The organism is Pseudomonas sp. NPDC089758 (assembly GCF_044748705.1).
GTDB lineage: Bacteria > Pseudomonadota > Gammaproteobacteria > Pseudomonadales > Pseudomonadaceae > Aquipseudomonas > Aquipseudomonas putida_X.
Map to the genome: position 1 here is coordinate 114,528 of NZ_JBIVGN010000017.1, position 14,657 is coordinate 129,184.

The window sequence follows — 14,657 nt, forward strand, 5'->3', positions numbered from 1 at the left end:
TTGCGGTGACAGGCGTTTATTTAAAGACTGCTGAACAGCGGAAAAATGCCCATCAGCAGTGCGGCGAGCATTATGCACATGCACACCAGTACTGCCCACTTGAGGGTGAAGCGCTGATGATCACCGAATTCGATGCCTGCCAGCGCCACCAGCAGGTAGGTCGAGGGTACCAGCGGGCTCAGCAGGTGTACCGGTTGACCGACGATCGACGCGCGGGCCATTTCCACCGGGCTGATGCCGTAGTGGCTGGCCGCTTCCGCCAGCACTGGCAGCACCCCGTAATAGAAGGCGTCATTGGACATGAAGAAGGTGAACGGCATGCTCACGATCGCGGTGATCACCGCCAGGTAAGGGCCCAGCGCCTCGGGAATGACCGCCAGCAAGCTTTTGGACATGGCCTCGACCATGCCGGTGCCCGACAGGATGCCGGTGAAGATACCTGCAGCGAAGATCAGCCCGGTTACGGCGAGCACGCTGCCAGCGTGGGCGGCGATACGGTCCTTCTGCTGCTGAAGGCAAGGGTAGTTGACGATCATGGCGATGCTGAAGGCGATCATGAACAGCACCGGCAGTGGCAGCAGGCCTGCGATCAGTGCAGCCATCAGCGCGGCGGTGAGCGCACCGTTGAACCACAGAAGCTTGGGCCGGCGTGCGTCGGGGAACTGCGACACGGTGATTTCGCTGTGATCGATGTCGTCGGTAGGCAGGTGCAGCTCACCCAGGCGGGCACGCTCACGCTTGCCGTACATGTAGGCGATGGCGAGGATCGCCATCACGCCGAAGACCATGGCCGGGATCATCGGTACGAAAATGTCCGACGGGTCTACGTGCAGGGCACTGGCTGCGCGGGCAGTGGGGCCGCCCCATGGGGTCATGTTCATGACCCCACCGGCGAGTATGATCAAGCCGGCCATGATCCGCGGGCTCATGCCCAGGCGGCTATACAGGGGCAGCATGGCGGCGCAGCAGATCATGTAGGTGGTGGCGCCGTCACCGTCCAGCGAGACCACCAGGGCCAGGACAGCGGTGCCGACCGAGACTTTCAGCGGGTCGCCCTTGACCAGCTTGAGGATCTTGCGCACCGCCGGGTCGAACAGGCCGGAGTCGATCATCAGGGCGAAGTAAAGGATGGCGAACATCAGCATGACGCCTGTGGGCGCGAGCTTGCTGATGCCTTCGAGCATCATCGGGCCGATCTTGGCGGAAAAACCACCGAACAGGGCGAACAGGATCGGTACCAGGATCAGTGCGATCAAGGCCGACAGGCGCTTGGTCATGATCAGGTACATGAAGGTGATGACCATGGCAAAGCCGAGGAAGGTCAGCATGGCAATACTCCAGGCGTGGCGCGGCGAAAGGAAAGTCGATCGGGGCGAATCAGCGCGTCAAGCGCTGCACGGGGAGCAAGCGGAGGGGTACTGCGAAAGGGCGGGCACAGGAATACATCAGAATCACCATTGTTGTTGTTGATTGGGCCGGGCGCGGAATAGTCCGGGTGCCCTGGCTGACCGGTCTTGTGCCGGTAGTGGTGGCTATCCTATGGGTGCAAGCTTTCAGCCAGCTTTCGCCAGAAAAAGGGCGACGGGAGGTAGGAGATGTCTGATGTAACTGAAGGTGGCTGCCATTGCGGCGCCTTGCGCTATTGCTTGAAGGGTGAGTTGACCGATATCGCCCATTGCCATTGTTCGATCTGCCGGCGGGTCAGCGGGGGCCTGCTGGTGACCTGGCTCACCGTGCCGCGCTCCGGTTTCCAATGGGTGGCGGGCAGGCCGCAGTGCTATATGGCACCGGCCAGTTGCAAGCGCTACTTCTGTGGTGATTGTGGTGCACATGTGGCATTGGTGACGTCGCATAGCCCGGGCAGCATCGATGTGACGGTAGCGACGCTGGACCACCCGGAACGGGTGCGGCCCACGCGGCACATCTGGACCGGGAGCCGGTTACCTTGGCTGCATGTGGATGAAGGTTTGCCTGAGGAGCAAGAGGAAAAACCCTAGCGTATGGACGCATTACTACCCTGTCGCCGGCAATTGGCCCTCATACATGACCCATGGTGCACGCTGGGGGAGCCGCCTTGCCGGGGATAGGGCCAGAAGGGCGATCAAGGTAGTTGCAGGCCGCCTGCTGCCTTGTGCAGCGCCCGCAGGTGTTCACCGATCTGCTTCACATTGGCCTCGACCGCTGCAATTTCCTTGGCCCGCGAAGGCTCCAGCAGAGCCCTGACTTCTCTGTCGAGGTCAGTGCTCAAACGCAGCAACTGCGACTGCCGTTCACTACTGACTTTCTCCAGATGCTCGCGCTCATCCGGCTGCGGCAGCCCGTATCCCTTGGTATCCAGCAGTTCGGCCGGGCGGCTGAGGAAGCCACTGTTGGCGAGCATCTGTTTGAGTGTCTGGTCGGCCTTGTTGACACTGCCGTCTTTCAGCGCGGCCGCATTCAGATAGCGCTGTTTCACTTCATCCTGAGCCAGCAGCAGTTGGCGGCGCAGGCTGGCCTGCTCCAGCAGCAGCAAGGCGGCGCTGGTGCGCAGGTCGGCTTGCGAGAACCAGCCGCGGCGTTGTTCGGCGTCCTGGGCCAGCCAGTCCTCGACCTTGTCCTGCTTGACTGGCAGCTGTTTCTTCAGCACATCGAACATCGCCTGGTAGCGGTCGCGATAGGAGTCGAAACGGTAGCCCAGGCGCAAGGCTTCGCGCGGGTCGTCGAGCACGCTGGTATCGGCCAGTCCGCGACCTTTCAATACGGCGAGCAAACCGTTGGGCATGATGCTGTCCAGGTCGTTCAGGCGCGGATTGGCGGTGCCGCTGCGCAACAGTTTCAAGGACTCTACCGCACAGTTGTTGGACAGGAACCAGTAGTTGCCGTCATAACTCCAGTGCATCTCCGCGGCCTGGCGTACCAGGTTTTCTACTTCGTCGCGGTTGAGCTTCAACGGTACCGACGCCAGGCTGCGCAGTTCGGTCTTGGTGTATTCGTCGATCACCTGGGCCAGCGGTAGCACGAACAGTCTTGACGGATAGGCTCCAACCAGGCCATCCCAGCTGGACAGTTGAACGTCGTTGACGAAGGCCCGGTAGGAGAGCACCAGGTGCTGGTCGAGGTCCAGCCGGCAGTCTGGCCCCCTTGGGCGGCCGGGTTTGCAGATCACCAGGCGCAACATGCTGTGGCCCCAGCGGCTTACCAGGTTCTGGTTGGCCTCGGCCAGGAGAAAGTCCACCTCGTAGACCCGCTCTGGGTCGATTTCGCCCAACGGCTGGCGGGCGAAGTCGCTGCCGGCGTTGAGGAATGGCAATCCCTTGGCGCACGTTGTCTGCTTGGGCGCCCAGCCGAAATGATCAGTCAGGTACTGATTGAGCGCTGGCCGACGGCAGCCATAGCTCGGGTCCAGGAGGAAGTACTCCATGTTGACCGCGATGTATTCCTTGGGGCTGCTCAGCTCATAGCTGTCGGGGCTGCGCAGGAACTGGCCATTGTGCTGTTCGCGCTCACCGCGGCGGCCGACGTATTGCGGCCAGCCGGCCAGGTCGAGCAGGCGCGGGTCATCGCTCAGGGTAAAGCGGCGCTCGGCCTGGCCGCGACACTGCTCGGGCAGGCCGACCTTACCCACGGTGCCTTGCTGGCGTTTGCAGCGGGCGATCAGCGAGTGTTCAGCACTGGGCCAGAGCCGGGCTCGGTCGTATATGTGGGTAAGTTCGTGCAGGACTGTAGCCAGCAACTCCTCACGCACCGTGCCATGCGGGCGGTTGGTACGCTCTTTGGCGGCACTGCCGTCCGCCAGGCTGGGCAGCAGGCGCCGGTTGAGCTGCAGGGTCGAGACCAAGGAGGCCTGGCCGTAGGCGTCAGCTGGCATGTTGTCGCTCCAGCTGACCTCGACGCGCCGGTTGAGCTGTTGCTTGAAGCGGGGAGGGAGCTTGGCCAAAGCCTCATCAAGCAGGGTGTGGGTGGCTTGAGCCTGCTGTGGGGTCAAGCCGGCTGCCTGCAGCTCGAGCTGCAGGTCAGCCAGGGCGGGCGTGCCCAGCAGCGTCAGGGCGCAGCCGAGCAACCAGGCACGTACGCGGTTCACAGCGCCAGGATGGCTTCGGCCAGCACCTGGTCGCTGGCGTCGCGCGCTTCAGGCACGCGTTCGCGCAGGGTGTTGAAAGCGGCCTCAAGCTGGGCGCCACGAATATCACCGTTGCTGGCGACGAAGCTTGCAGCGTCGTCATGGGCTTCACGCACGACCTTGGAGTCGCGGATCGAGGTGGTGGTGTCAGAGGTGAAGTCGATCGAGCGGCCGAAGGCTCGCACGATGATGTTGCTGGTGGCCACCAGAGTTTGTGCCTGGGCCAGGTCGGCCAGCAGCAACATGCCGAGGGTAGCGGCGATCAGCGGTTTACGCATGGAGCATCTCCGGAAATACAGGGAGTCAGATTTAGTGATTGGACGAGAATTGCTTCTGCCAGTTCACGGTCGCCGACAGATTGACGAATGTCGTCGTGTCGTAGCGACTTGAACGCTGCTTCCAGGCGTGCTCCGTGAATCAGGCCGTCGCTGGCGACGAAGGCTGCGGCATCATCGCGAGCCTGCCTGACCAGCTTGCGGTCGAATGGGGCAGTCGTGACCTGGCTGGTGACGTAGCCTGTGATGACCAGGCCTTGCGTGGTGGTGTCCATGGCATGGGCACTGCCCATGGTGACTACGCAGAACAGTAGCGGCAACAGATAACGCATTGGCTTTCTTACGACAGGAACAGGAACGTCGAAGGCTAGCCCACAAGTACCGGCCAGGGCCAGCGCATGTGGGCTGTAGCAGGTCAGAGCGCCAGGATGGCCTGAGCCAACTGCGCATCGCTGGCCTGCAGGGCTGGCATGTTCGAGCGGATGTGCAGCAAAGCGCTTTCGAGCTTGGCGCCGCGAATAGCGCCCTGGCTGCCCACGTAGCTGGCCGCATCGTCGCGAGCGGCCTGCACGATCTTGTCATCGCGGAACGACGAAGACACATCGGAGGTGGCGTCGGTGGAGGCGGCAACCGCGCCAACGACTGCGTCAGTAGTGACAATGAAGCTGGTGGCGTGGGCAGTGCCGGCCAGGCCGAGCAGCAGGGCTGCGCCAATCAGGTATTTACGGGTCATGGTCGTGCACTCCTGGGGAAGGTTCGGATAGATCTGCTTGAGACGCTCACACGGTTCGTCCGTCACGGTGGATTTGAGCATCTGGTTTTTATCAGACCGCCCAGTCAAGCGTATCACGCGCCGGAATGAATGGATGTTAATGAACGGCGCACAAGCAAACTGTTATGGTTATTTTTTTAATCCATAAAACTGTTCTTGTTGCTGACGGCAGCGCCTTGGTTGAACCCCTGGGCAAACTCATAAAAAAACCCGCTGCAGTTTCCTGCAACGGGTTTGGAAATTCGCGGTGCCGGCCGCAGCCGGCGAGCCGGGGCTTAGCGCCAGAACGGCTTGCTCAGCTCTTCGTAACGCTGCGACTCGCTGATACCGGCATCTGCCAGCAGGCGGGCATCCAGGCGAGCCAGTTGACGACGGCTGGCCATGCGGCGCTGCCACAGCAGCAGGGTAGAGAGCGCGCGCAGCGGCAGGGAAGCGTGGGTTTGCTGGGCGTTGTTTTCAAAAACGAGACCGGAACTGAGGGTACGTTCCATGATGTTTCATCCTTCCGCTTATGGCGGGACTAGGGAGTGGTTTAACTGATGCCAATGATCCTCCTTTGCTGTCCATAACAGTAGATACAGTTCTGCTGCATAACGATGGTTCAGTTAACTGTGTAACCCTACTGTTGCACTCGAAACAGGCGCAACTGTACTGGTCAGCACTATTTTGGTGCTTTTTTGAGATTTGGATGGGTTTGCTCAGGCGGAGCGGAGAGGAATTACCGGTACAGTAGTACAGTTTTGTAGCTTGGTGAGTGCCTTGCTGAATCGACTAGGCGCGAAAGGGCTGCAGAGCAGCCCTCACAGTATCGCTGGGGATGGGAAACGCGTGGCGGCCAATGGCAGAGGCTGGCCGCTGCTACAGATCAGCTGGCGAGCATGCGCCCACTTTCTTCCAGATTTTCGTGCCAGCTCAGCGCTTCACGCAGGATATGCGGGGTATGGCCGCCCCGCAGGCAAGCGCGATCGAAATAGTCGTTCAACGCCGCACGGTAATCCGGGTGGACACAGTTATCGATGATCGCCCGTGCCCGCTCCCGCGGCGCGAGGCCCCTCAGGTCTGCCAGCCCCTGCTCAGTCACCAGGATGTCCACATCGTGTTCGGTGTGGTCGACATGGCTCACCATAGGTACAACGCTGGAGATCGCGCCGCCTTTTGCGATCGACTTGGTGACGAATACGGCCAGGTGAGCATTACGGGCGAAATCGCCGGAGCCACCGATACCGTTCATCATCCGGGTGCCACAGACGTGCGTGGAGTTGACGTTGCCGTAGATGTCGAACTCCAGGGCGGTGTTGATGCCGATGATGCCCAGGCGGCGCACGACCTCAGGGTGGTTGGAGATCTCCTGCGGGCGCAGGACCAGTTTGTCCTTGTAGCGCTCCAGGTTGCCGAATACGTCGGCATTGCGACGGCCCGACAGGGTGATGGAGCTGCCTGAGGCAAAACTCAGCTTGCCAGCGTCGATCAGGTCGAAGGTCGAGTCCTGAAGCACTTCGGAGTACATGGTCAGGTCTTCGAACGGCGACTCGATCAGGCCACACATCACCGCGTTGGCGATGCTGCCGATACCGGCCTGCAGTGGGCCGAGCCTGTTGGTCATGCGGCCTGCATCCACTTCTTTCTTGAGGAAGTTGATCAGGTGGTCGGCGATGGCCTGGGTTTCGTCGTCCGGCGGCAGCACCGTGGACGGCGAATCTGGCTGGTCGCTGATGACGATGCCGACGATCTTGGCGGGGTCGATCGGGATCGCGGTGCTGCCGATGCGATCATCCACTTTCACCAGCGGGATCGGCGTGCGGGTCGGGCGATAGGTCGGGATATAGATGTCGTGCAGGCCTTCGAGGTTGGCGTTGTGCGACAGGTTGATCTCGACAATCACCTGCTTGGCGAAGATCGCGAAGCTCGCCGAGTTGCCCACCGAGGTGGTCGGCACGATGTGGCCTTGTTCGGTGATGGCCACCGCTTCGATTACCGCGATGTCCGGCAATTTGAGCTGCTGATTGCGCAGCTGCTCTACGGTTTCCGACAGGTGCTGGTCGATGAACATCACCTGACCGTCGTTGATGGCTTTGCGCAGGGTGCTGTCGACCTGGAATGGCATGCGGCGCGCCAGCACGCCGGCCTCGGTCAACTGCTTGTCCAGGTCATTGCCCAGGCTGGCGCCGGTCATCAGGCTGATTTTCAGAGGCGACAGCTTGGCGCGTTCGGCCAAGGCATGCGGTACGGCCTTGGCTTCGCCGGCGCGGGTGAAACCGCTCATGCCGACGGTCATGCCGTCCTCGATCAGGCCAGCGGCATCAGCCGCACTCATTACCTTGCTGTGCAGGGAGGACAAGCGGATACGATCACGGTACATGGATTGTTATCTCGGGCTACTGAAGCTACTGCCGGGCAGTCTAGAGATTTACCCCGGCGCCGTCCCACGACCATGGTCGTATGAGGCGCCCGGGAATAGAGCCATTGATCTGGATCAGCAAAATGCAGAAGCCCCGGGAGGGGACTCGCCGGGGCTTCTTCATGTTCCACTGGTTGGTGGAAGCGGGGTTACTCGACGGCTTTGACCATATCCTCGATGACCTTCTTCGCGTCACCGAATACCATCATGGTCTTGTCCAGGTAGAACAGTTCGTTGTCCAGGCCGGCGTAGCCGCTGGCCATGGAGCGTTTGTTGACGATGACGGTCTTGGCTTTGTACGCCTCCAGGATCGGCATGCCCGCAATCGGCGACTTTGGATCGTTCTTCGCCGCCGGGTTGACCACGTCGTTGGCGCCAAGCACCAACACGACGTCGGCCTGGCCGAACTCGGCGTTGATGTCTTCCATCTCGAACACCTGGTCGTAAGGCACTTCGGCCTCGGCCAGCAGTACGTTCATATGCCCGGGCATGCGCCCTGCCACTGGGTGGATGGCGTACTTCACGGTCACCCCGTTTTGGGTCAGCTTCTCGGTCAGTTCCTTGAGCGCGTGCTGGGCACGGGCTACCGCCAGTCCGTAGCCGGGTACGATGATCACCGTGTCGGCGTTACTCAGCAGGAAGGTCGCGTCATCTGCCGAGCCAGACTTCACTGGGCGTTGCTCTTTCGAGCCTTGCGCCGCGCCGGCATCGACATCCCCGCCGAAGCCGCCAAGGATGACGTTGAAGAACGAGCGATTCATCGCTTTGCACATGATGTACGAGAGGATCGCACCGCTGGAGCCCACCAGGGACCCGGCGATGATCAGCATCGAGTTGTTCAGCGAGAAGCCGATACCGGCTGCCGCCCAACCCGAATAGCTGTTGAGCATCGACACCACCACCGGCATGTCTGCACCGCCGATCGGGATAATGATCAGCACACCCATGATGAAGGCCAGGACCAGCATCAGGGTGAAGGCGCTGTAGTGGCCGGTGAAGGTGAACAGCAGGCCCAGGGCAATCGTGGTCAGGCCCAGAATCAGGTTCAGCTTGTGCTGGCCGGCGAACTGTACCGGTGCGCCTTGGAAAAGGCGGAACTTGTACTTGCCCGACAGCTTGCCGAACGCGATCACGGAGCCTGAGAAGGTGATTGCACCGATGGCAGCGCCAAGGAACAGCTCCAGGCGGTTACCGGTGGGGATCGGGTCGCTGATGCTAGCGACAATGCCCATCGATTGCGGTTCGAGTACTGCCGCGATGGCAATGAATACCGCCGCCAGGCCGATCATGCTGTGCATGAAGGCGACCAGCTCCGGCATCTTGGTCATCTCCACGCGCTTGGCCATGATCGAACCGGCAGTACCGCCGACCAGCAGGCCGACGATGACATAACCGATGCCGGCAGTTGCCAGCTCTGCCCCAAGCTTATAGATGAGGCCAACCGTGGTGAGGATCGCGATCCCCATGCCGATCATGCCGAACAGGTTGCCGCGCCGCGACGTGGTCGGGTGCGACAGGCCCTTGAGTGCCTGAATGAAACAGACCGAGGCGACGAGATAGAGGAGCGTTACCAGATTCATGCTCATGCTTACTTCTGCGCCTCGTTCTTGGTTTTCTTCTTGAACATCTCAAGCATGCGACGGGTGACCAGGAAGCCACCGAACACGTTGACTGCAGCCAGGGCCACCGCCAGGGTGCCCATCAGTTTGCCGGCCGGGGTCACGGTCAGCGCGGCAGCCAGCATGGCGCCGACGATGACGATGGCCGAGATGGCGTTGGTGACCGCCATCAGGGGCGTGTGCAGTGCCGGGGTCACGTTCCAGACCACGTGATAGCCGATGTAGATGGCCAGCACGAAGATGATCAGGTTGTAGATGCCGTGGGAAATCAGCATGTCTTCCATTGTCGTGCTCCTTAGCCGTTCTTGCGCACGACCTGGCCGTCGCGGCACATGAGGCACGCGGCGACGATGTCGTCTTCGAGGTTGATGACCAGCGCACCGTCCTTGTCGAACAGCAGCTTCATGAAATCCAGCAGGTTGCGTGCATACAGTGCCGAGGCATCTGCCGCCACCTGGGCCGGCAGGTTGGTCGGGCCGACGATGGTCACGCCGTTTTCCATCACGACCTGGTCGGCGACAGTCAGCGGGCAGTTGCCGCCTTGGGCAGCGGCCAGGTCGATGACCACCGAGCCTGGCTTCATCTGCGCCACGGTTTCGGCGCTGAGCAGCGTCGGAGCCTTGCGGCCAGGGATGAGCGCCGTAGTGATGACGATGTCGGCCTGTTTGGCCCGCTCATGCACGGCCTGGGCCTGACGCTGCATCCAGCTGGCCGGCATCGGCCGGGCATAGCCGCCGACGCCTTCTGCGCACTCGCGTTCCTCATCGGTCTCGTAGGGCACGTCGATGAACTTGGCGCCCAGCGACTCGATCTGCTCCTTGACCGCCGGGCGTACGTCGGACGCCTCGATGACTGCGCCCAGGCGCTTGGCGGTGGCAATGGCTTGCAGGCCGGCGACGCCAGCACCCAGGATCAGCACGCGCGCGGCTTTCACAGTACCGGCGGCGGTCATCAGCATGGGCATGAAGCGCGGGTAGTGATGGGCAGCCAGTAGCACGGCCTTGTAACCGGCGATGTTGGCCTGGGACGACAGCACGTCCAGGCTCTGGGCCCGCGATGTACGCGGCGCGGCTTCCAGGGCGAAGGCAGTGATACCGCGCTCTGCCATCTTGCCGATCAGCTCGTTGTTGAAGGGGTTGAGCATGCCCACCAGAAGGCTGCCGCTGTTGATCAGGGCCAGCTCTTGGTCGTTGGGGCCGACCACCTTGAGAACCAGTTGGGCGCCGTAGGCATCGGCTGCGCTTCCCAGGGAAGCACCCACAGCCTCATAGGCACTGTCCGGAATGCTGGCATTGAGCCCTGCCCCCCGTTGGACGGTGACCTGATGGCCCTGGCCAATCAGTTTCTTGATGGTTTCCGGGGTCGCAGCGACCCTTGTCTCACCGGTCTGCGTCTCGAGAGGAACACCAATGTGCACGACTATTTCTCCTGCGGTGACCTTTTTGTCTTTATGAAGCCAGCGCACTTCGGGTGGTGCGCGGGTTTGGCTATTGGGCGCCAGCCCGCCGAATCCAGGGCGGGCGGAGCATTTTGCAGACGAACCCAAGGCCCTTCAACCGGTTCTGGAGCGAAACGAAGTTAAAACTACAAGTCACCCTGTGACCGTATGTCGCAACGAGTGGGCCGCAGCCCGTCAAGCATGGGCTATTGGCAGATTAGGGGATTTTTTGAATTTTTTTGCATTGATTTCGCAGATGGACTCGCGAATGTCGTAAAACCCTCTGAAAGCCGCGTGTTTAACGGTTTTGTTGAGGCTTTTCGATTCACCTGAACAGTTTGCTTATATGCGACAAAAACATACATCTGTAGGTGTTCAAAATAATTGACTACAAAGGTAGGGAAGGGGCGATGTAGTGCTGTGCCTGCGCCAGAAGCCAATCACGGAATGCCCGCAGCGATGCCGACTCGGCCTTGCGTTCGGGAATCATCAGATAATAGGCCTTGTCGCTGGACAGGGCGTATCTGTTAGCGACCACCAGCCTGCCTTCCTCCAGCTCCCGCTGGATCAAGAATGGTGGTATCAGCGCGATGCCCATCTGGTGGATTGCAGCCTGGGCCAGCATGGAGAACAGTTCATAGCGCGGACCTGTCATATCGCCGGAAACGTTCATGCCCAAACCGTTGAACCACTGGCGCCAGGCGTAAGGCCGGGTGGTCTGCTGCAGCAGCGGTAGGTTGGCGATACGCGTCGCGTCGAGCATGCCGTGGCCGTCCAGCAAGGCCGGGCTGCACACAGGTACCGGGTTTTCGCCCATCAGGCGGTGGGCGTGCGTGCCTGACCAGTCGCCATCGCCAAAATAGATAGCGGCATCGAACGCCGTGTCGGCAAACAGGAATGGCCGTGTGCGGTTGGTCAGGTTGACGGTGACGTCCGGGTGTCGCTGCTGGAAGTCCTTGAGCCGAGGCAGCAGCCATTGGGTGCCGAAGGTCGGCACCACGGCCAGTTCGATCACGTTGGCACCTTGCTGGCGCATTACCGACAAGGTGTCGCGCTCTACTGCATCCAGCTGGGCGGCAACCTGGCGGCTATAGGACAGTCCCGCCTCGGTCAGCTTGACGCCGCGCCGCGAACGCCGGAACAGCTCTACGTTGAGAAACGCTTCAAGGCCGCCGATCTGGCGACAGACGGCGCCCTGGGTCAGCGCAAGCTCCTGAGCAGCCTTGGTAAAGCTCTCGTGGCGCGCTGCCGCTTCGAAGCAGACCAGTGCGGTGGTACTGGGGATCTTGCGGCGCATGTACGGCAACCTCACTCATAGTGTTTGCGAGACTGGGTTTTTAGCTTCTCGGAGTGACAAATTATCACTAATGCGTGCGCAATCCTCGTTTGTCCTCGTTGTAGATCAGGCCTAGGATCAAAGGCACAAGAATCTGCTCCCCTATTTCGAGGATTTCGTTCATGGCCGGTAAAGCAAGCTTCAACTGGATCGACCCGCTGCTGCTGGACCAGCAGCTCACTGAAGAAGAGCGCATGGTTCGTGACAGCGCCTATCAGTTCGCCCAGGACAAGCTGGCACCGCGGGTGCTGGAGGCGTTCCGCCATGAGCAGACCGACCCCGCTATCTTTCGCGAAATGGGTGAGGTCGGACTGCTGGGCGCAACCATTCCCGAGCAATATGGCGGGAGTGGCCTCAACTACGTGTGCTACGGGCTGATTGCCCGGGAAGTGGAACGTATCGACTCCGGCTATCGCTCGATGATGAGTGTGCAGTCTTCACTGGTGATGGTGCCGATCAACGAATTCGGTACCGAGGCGCAAAAACAGAAGTACCTGCCCAAGCTCGCCAGCGGCGAGTGGATCGGTTGCTTTGGCTTGACCGAACCTAACCATGGCTCCGACCCGGGCTCGATGATCACTCGTGCGAAGAAAGTGGACGGTGGCTATCGCCTGAGCGGCAGCAAGATGTGGATCACCAACAGCCCGATCGCCGATGTGTTCGTGGTCTGGGCCAAGGATGACGCGGGGGATATCCGAGGCTTTGTCCTTGAAAAGGGTTGGCAGGGCCTCAGTGCGCCGGCAATCCACGGCAAGGTCGGCCTGCGCGCGTCGATCACCGGCGAAATCGTGATGGACAATGTGTTCGTGCCAGAGGAAAACATCTTCCCCGAGGTGCGTGGCCTCAAAGGTCCGTTCACCTGCTTGAACTCTGCCCGTTATGGTATTTCCTGGGGGGCTCTGGGCGCGGCTGAAGCCTGCTGGCACACCGCTCGCCAGTACACCCTGGACCGTCAGCAGTTCGGTCGCCCGTTGGCTGCCAACCAGCTCATCCAGAAGAAATTGGCCGACATGCAGACCGAAATCACCTTGGGCCTGCAAGGCTGCCTGCGTTTGGGACGGATGAAGGACGAGGGCACCGCTGCGGTGGAAATCACTTCGATCATGAAGCGCAACTCGTGCGGCAAGTCGCTGGAGATTGCGCGTATGGCCCGTGACATGCTGGGTGGTAATGGTATTTCCGACGAGTTCGGTGTTGCGCGTCATCTGGTCAATCTTGAGGTGGTCAACACCTACGAGGGAACCCATGACGTACACGCGCTGATTCTGGGGCGCGCGCAAACCGGCATCCAGGCCTTCTATTGATAAGGAGCCGGGCCATGGGCGCGCTATCTCATCTGCGGGTGCTGGATCTCTCCCGTGTGCTGGCTGGGCCTTGGTCCGGTCAGATTCTGGCTGACCTGGGCGCCGATGTGATCAAGGTCGAGCGCCCAGGCTGCGGCGACGATACCCGCGCCTGGGGGCCGCCCTTCCTCAAGGATGCACAAGGCGAGAACACCAGCGAGGCGGCTTACTACTTGTCGGCCAACCGCAACAAGCGTTCGGTGACTATCGACTTTACGCAGCCGGAGGGGCAGCGCCTGGTGCGTGAGCTGGCTGCGAAGTCGGACATCGTCATCGAAAACTTCAAGGTTGGCGGGTTGGCTGCCTATGGGCTGGATTACGCGAGCCTGAAGTCGGTGAATCCCAAGCTTATCTATTGCTCGATCACTGGCTTCGGTCAGACCGGGCCCTACGCGAAGCGCGCCGGCTATGACTTCATGATCCAGGGGCTGGGCGGGCTGATGAGCCTGACCGGGCGCCCGGATGGTGAGGAAGGTGCCGGGCCTGTGAAAGTGGGGGTAGCGCTTACCGATATTCTGACTGGGCTGTATTCGACCGTGGCCATACTGGCGGCCCTTGCCCATCGCGACCAGACTGGGGTTGGGCAGCACATCGATATGGCCTTGCTGGATGTGCAGGTAGCATGCCTGGCCAACCAGGCGATGAACTATCTCACTACCGGCAACGCGCCTCGCCGGCTGGGCAATGCACATCCTAATATTGTGCCTTATCAGGATTTCCCGACCGCAGATGGCGACTTCATTCTCACCGTGGGCAACGATGGCCAGTTCCGCAAGTTCGCCGAGGTGGCTGGTCAGCCTCAATGGGCTGATGACCCACGTTTCGCAACCAACAAACTGCGGGTGGCCAATCGGTCGCAGCTGATTCCCTTGATTCGCCAGGCCACAGTGTTCAAGACAACGGCGGAGTGGGTGAGCCAGTTGGAGGCTGCGGGCGTACCCTGTGGGCCGATCAATGATCTGGCGCAGATGTTCCAGGATCCGCAGGTGCTTGCTCGCGGCCTGGCAGTGAGCATGCCGCATGCCTTGGCTGGGAGTGTGCCGCAGGTGGCCAGCCCTATCAGGTTATCGGAAACGCCTGTTGAGTATCGTCGTGCGCCGCCGTTGTTGGGTGAGCATACGGAGGCGGTTCTTGGGGATGTGCTGGGGTTGGATGGCGATGCGCTGGGGCGTTTGCGCAGTGCTGGTGTGGTCTGAGGCTATATATAGGTGATGAAAAGCGGGGAGGCCGACAGGCCTCCCCGCTTGGCTTTTCAGCGATGGTGAAGTTTGTTGGATTTAAACCTTGACGCGTTCTCGAATCCCCTTATAATGCGCCCCACTTCCAGCGTAGTCGGAACGAGAAACTCCTTGAAATTCAATGAGTTGCTTAATCCAG

The 14,657-nt window shown here is 60.8% G+C and carries 14 protein-coding genes; 3 read left to right on the forward strand and 11 right to left on the reverse strand.

Annotated elements, in window-relative coordinates:
- Window positions 1–20 precede the first annotated feature (20 nt).
- Window positions 21–1,328 carry a CitMHS family transporter gene (locus ACIPZH_RS21230; RefSeq protein ID WP_400637700.1) on the reverse strand — a complete coding sequence of 436 codons (1,308 nt, stop codon included), beginning with the start codon at window positions 1,326–1,328 and terminating at the stop codon, window positions 21–23.
- A 267-nt stretch (window positions 1,329–1,595) separates the two neighbouring features.
- Between ACIPZH_RS21230 and ACIPZH_RS21235 the strand changes: the two genes are divergently transcribed.
- Complete coding sequence (locus tag ACIPZH_RS21235) at window positions 1,596–1,997, forward strand: GFA family protein (RefSeq protein WP_400637701.1); 402 nt, start codon at window positions 1,596–1,598, stop codon at window positions 1,995–1,997.
- Window positions 1,998–2,101: 104 nt separating this feature from the next.
- Here ACIPZH_RS21235 and ACIPZH_RS21240 read toward each other — a convergent pair whose 3' ends face one another.
- The 10 genes from ACIPZH_RS21240 to ACIPZH_RS21285 form a co-directional block, all read right to left on the reverse strand.
- On the reverse strand, window positions 2,102–4,060 hold the full coding sequence (locus ACIPZH_RS21240) for a DUF4105 domain-containing protein (protein ID WP_400637702.1): 1,959 nt from the start codon (window positions 4,058–4,060) through the stop codon (window positions 2,102–2,104).
- A complete protein-coding gene (locus ACIPZH_RS21245) occupies window positions 4,057–4,377 on the reverse strand; it encodes a DUF2388 domain-containing protein (RefSeq protein WP_225779918.1) in 321 nt (106 codons plus the stop codon). Before ACIPZH_RS21245 ends, ACIPZH_RS21240 begins: the two co-directional genes overlap by 4 nt.
- On the reverse strand, window positions 4,362–4,706 hold the full coding sequence (locus ACIPZH_RS21250) for a DUF2388 domain-containing protein (protein ID WP_400623902.1): 345 nt from the start codon (window positions 4,704–4,706) through the stop codon (window positions 4,362–4,364). The genes ACIPZH_RS21245 and ACIPZH_RS21250 overlap by 16 nt, the downstream gene beginning before the upstream one ends.
- 83 nt (window positions 4,707–4,789) lie before the next feature.
- Window positions 4,790–5,107 carry a DUF2388 domain-containing protein gene (locus ACIPZH_RS21255; RefSeq protein WP_241806772.1) on the reverse strand — a complete coding sequence of 106 codons (318 nt, stop codon included), beginning with the start codon at window positions 5,105–5,107 and terminating at the stop codon, window positions 4,790–4,792.
- A 314-nt stretch (window positions 5,108–5,421) separates the two neighbouring features.
- Window positions 5,422–5,637 (reverse strand): DUF1127 domain-containing protein, encoded by a 216-nt coding sequence (locus tag ACIPZH_RS21260; protein WP_241806771.1) that lies wholly within the window; start codon window positions 5,635–5,637, stop codon window positions 5,422–5,424.
- A gap of 374 nt (window positions 5,638–6,011) precedes the next feature.
- Window positions 6,012–7,505, reverse strand: coding sequence for an acetyl-CoA hydrolase/transferase family protein (locus ACIPZH_RS21265; protein ID WP_241806769.1), 1,494 nt, complete (start codon window positions 7,503–7,505; stop codon window positions 6,012–6,014).
- A 188-nt stretch (window positions 7,506–7,693) separates the two neighbouring features.
- Window positions 7,694–9,130 carry an NAD(P)(+) transhydrogenase (Re/Si-specific) subunit beta gene (locus ACIPZH_RS21270; protein WP_400637704.1) on the reverse strand — a complete coding sequence of 479 codons (1,437 nt, stop codon included), beginning with the start codon at window positions 9,128–9,130 and terminating at the stop codon, window positions 7,694–7,696.
- A 2-nt stretch (window positions 9,131–9,132) separates the two neighbouring features.
- A complete protein-coding gene (locus ACIPZH_RS21275) occupies window positions 9,133–9,447 on the reverse strand; it encodes an NAD(P) transhydrogenase subunit alpha (protein WP_012316824.1) in 315 nt (104 codons plus the stop codon).
- Window positions 9,448–9,458: 11 nt separating this feature from the next.
- Window positions 9,459–10,580 carry a Re/Si-specific NAD(P)(+) transhydrogenase subunit alpha gene (locus ACIPZH_RS21280; protein ID WP_039604735.1) on the reverse strand — a complete coding sequence of 374 codons (1,122 nt, stop codon included), beginning with the start codon at window positions 10,578–10,580 and terminating at the stop codon, window positions 9,459–9,461.
- 409 nt (window positions 10,581–10,989) lie between these two features.
- Window positions 10,990–11,898, reverse strand: coding sequence for a transcriptional regulator GcvA (locus ACIPZH_RS21285; protein ID WP_241806767.1), 909 nt, complete (start codon window positions 11,896–11,898; stop codon window positions 10,990–10,992).
- Window positions 11,899–12,059: 161 nt separating this feature from the next.
- On the opposite strand from ACIPZH_RS21285, the gene ACIPZH_RS21290 reads away from it, so the two are divergent.
- Window positions 12,060–13,241, forward strand: a complete 1,182-nt coding sequence (locus ACIPZH_RS21290; RefSeq protein WP_241806766.1) for an acyl-CoA dehydrogenase — start codon at window positions 12,060–12,062, stop codon at window positions 13,239–13,241.
- A 14-nt stretch (window positions 13,242–13,255) separates the two neighbouring features.
- Window positions 13,256–14,476 carry a CaiB/BaiF CoA-transferase family protein gene (locus tag ACIPZH_RS21295; RefSeq protein WP_349975527.1) on the forward strand — a complete coding sequence of 407 codons (1,221 nt, stop codon included), beginning with the start codon at window positions 13,256–13,258 and terminating at the stop codon, window positions 14,474–14,476.
- Window positions 14,477–14,657: the final 181 nt, after the last annotated feature.

Excerpts from the sequence above, each read along its gene's own strand:
- ACIPZH_RS21235 (WP_400637701.1), top strand. The coding sequence starts at position 1,596 with ATGTCTGATGTAACTGAAGGTGGCTGCCATTGCGGCGCCTTGCGCTAT.
- ACIPZH_RS21270 (WP_400637704.1), bottom strand. The coding sequence starts at position 9,130 with ATGAGCATGAATCTGGTAACGCTCCTCTATCTCGTCGCCTCGGTCTGT.
- ACIPZH_RS21265 (WP_241806769.1), bottom strand. The coding sequence starts at position 7,505 with ATGTACCGTGATCGTATCCGCTTGTCCTCCCTGCACAGCAAGGTAATG.
- ACIPZH_RS21260 (WP_241806771.1), bottom strand. The coding sequence starts at position 5,637 with ATGGAACGTACCCTCAGTTCCGGTCTCGTTTTTGAAAACAACGCCCAG.
- ACIPZH_RS21290 (WP_241806766.1), top strand. The coding sequence starts at position 12,060 with ATGGCCGGTAAAGCAAGCTTCAACTGGATCGACCCGCTGCTGCTGGAC.
- ACIPZH_RS21255 (WP_241806772.1), bottom strand. The coding sequence starts at position 5,107 with ATGACCCGTAAATACCTGATTGGCGCAGCCCTGCTGCTCGGCCTGGCC.
- ACIPZH_RS21250 (WP_400623902.1), bottom strand. The coding sequence starts at position 4,706 with ATGCGTTATCTGTTGCCGCTACTGTTCTGCGTAGTCACCATGGGCAGT.
- ACIPZH_RS21230 (WP_400637700.1), bottom strand. The coding sequence starts at position 1,328 with ATGCTGACCTTCCTCGGCTTTGCCATGGTCATCACCTTCATGTACCTG.
- ACIPZH_RS21295 (WP_349975527.1), top strand. The coding sequence starts at position 13,256 with ATGGGCGCGCTATCTCATCTGCGGGTGCTGGATCTCTCCCGTGTGCTG.
- ACIPZH_RS21285 (WP_241806767.1), bottom strand. The coding sequence starts at position 11,898 with ATGCGCCGCAAGATCCCCAGTACCACCGCACTGGTCTGCTTCGAAGCG.
- ACIPZH_RS21245 (WP_225779918.1), bottom strand. The coding sequence starts at position 4,377 with ATGCGTAAACCGCTGATCGCCGCTACCCTCGGCATGTTGCTGCTGGCC.
- ACIPZH_RS21275 (WP_012316824.1), bottom strand. The coding sequence starts at position 9,447 with ATGGAAGACATGCTGATTTCCCACGGCATCTACAACCTGATCATCTTC.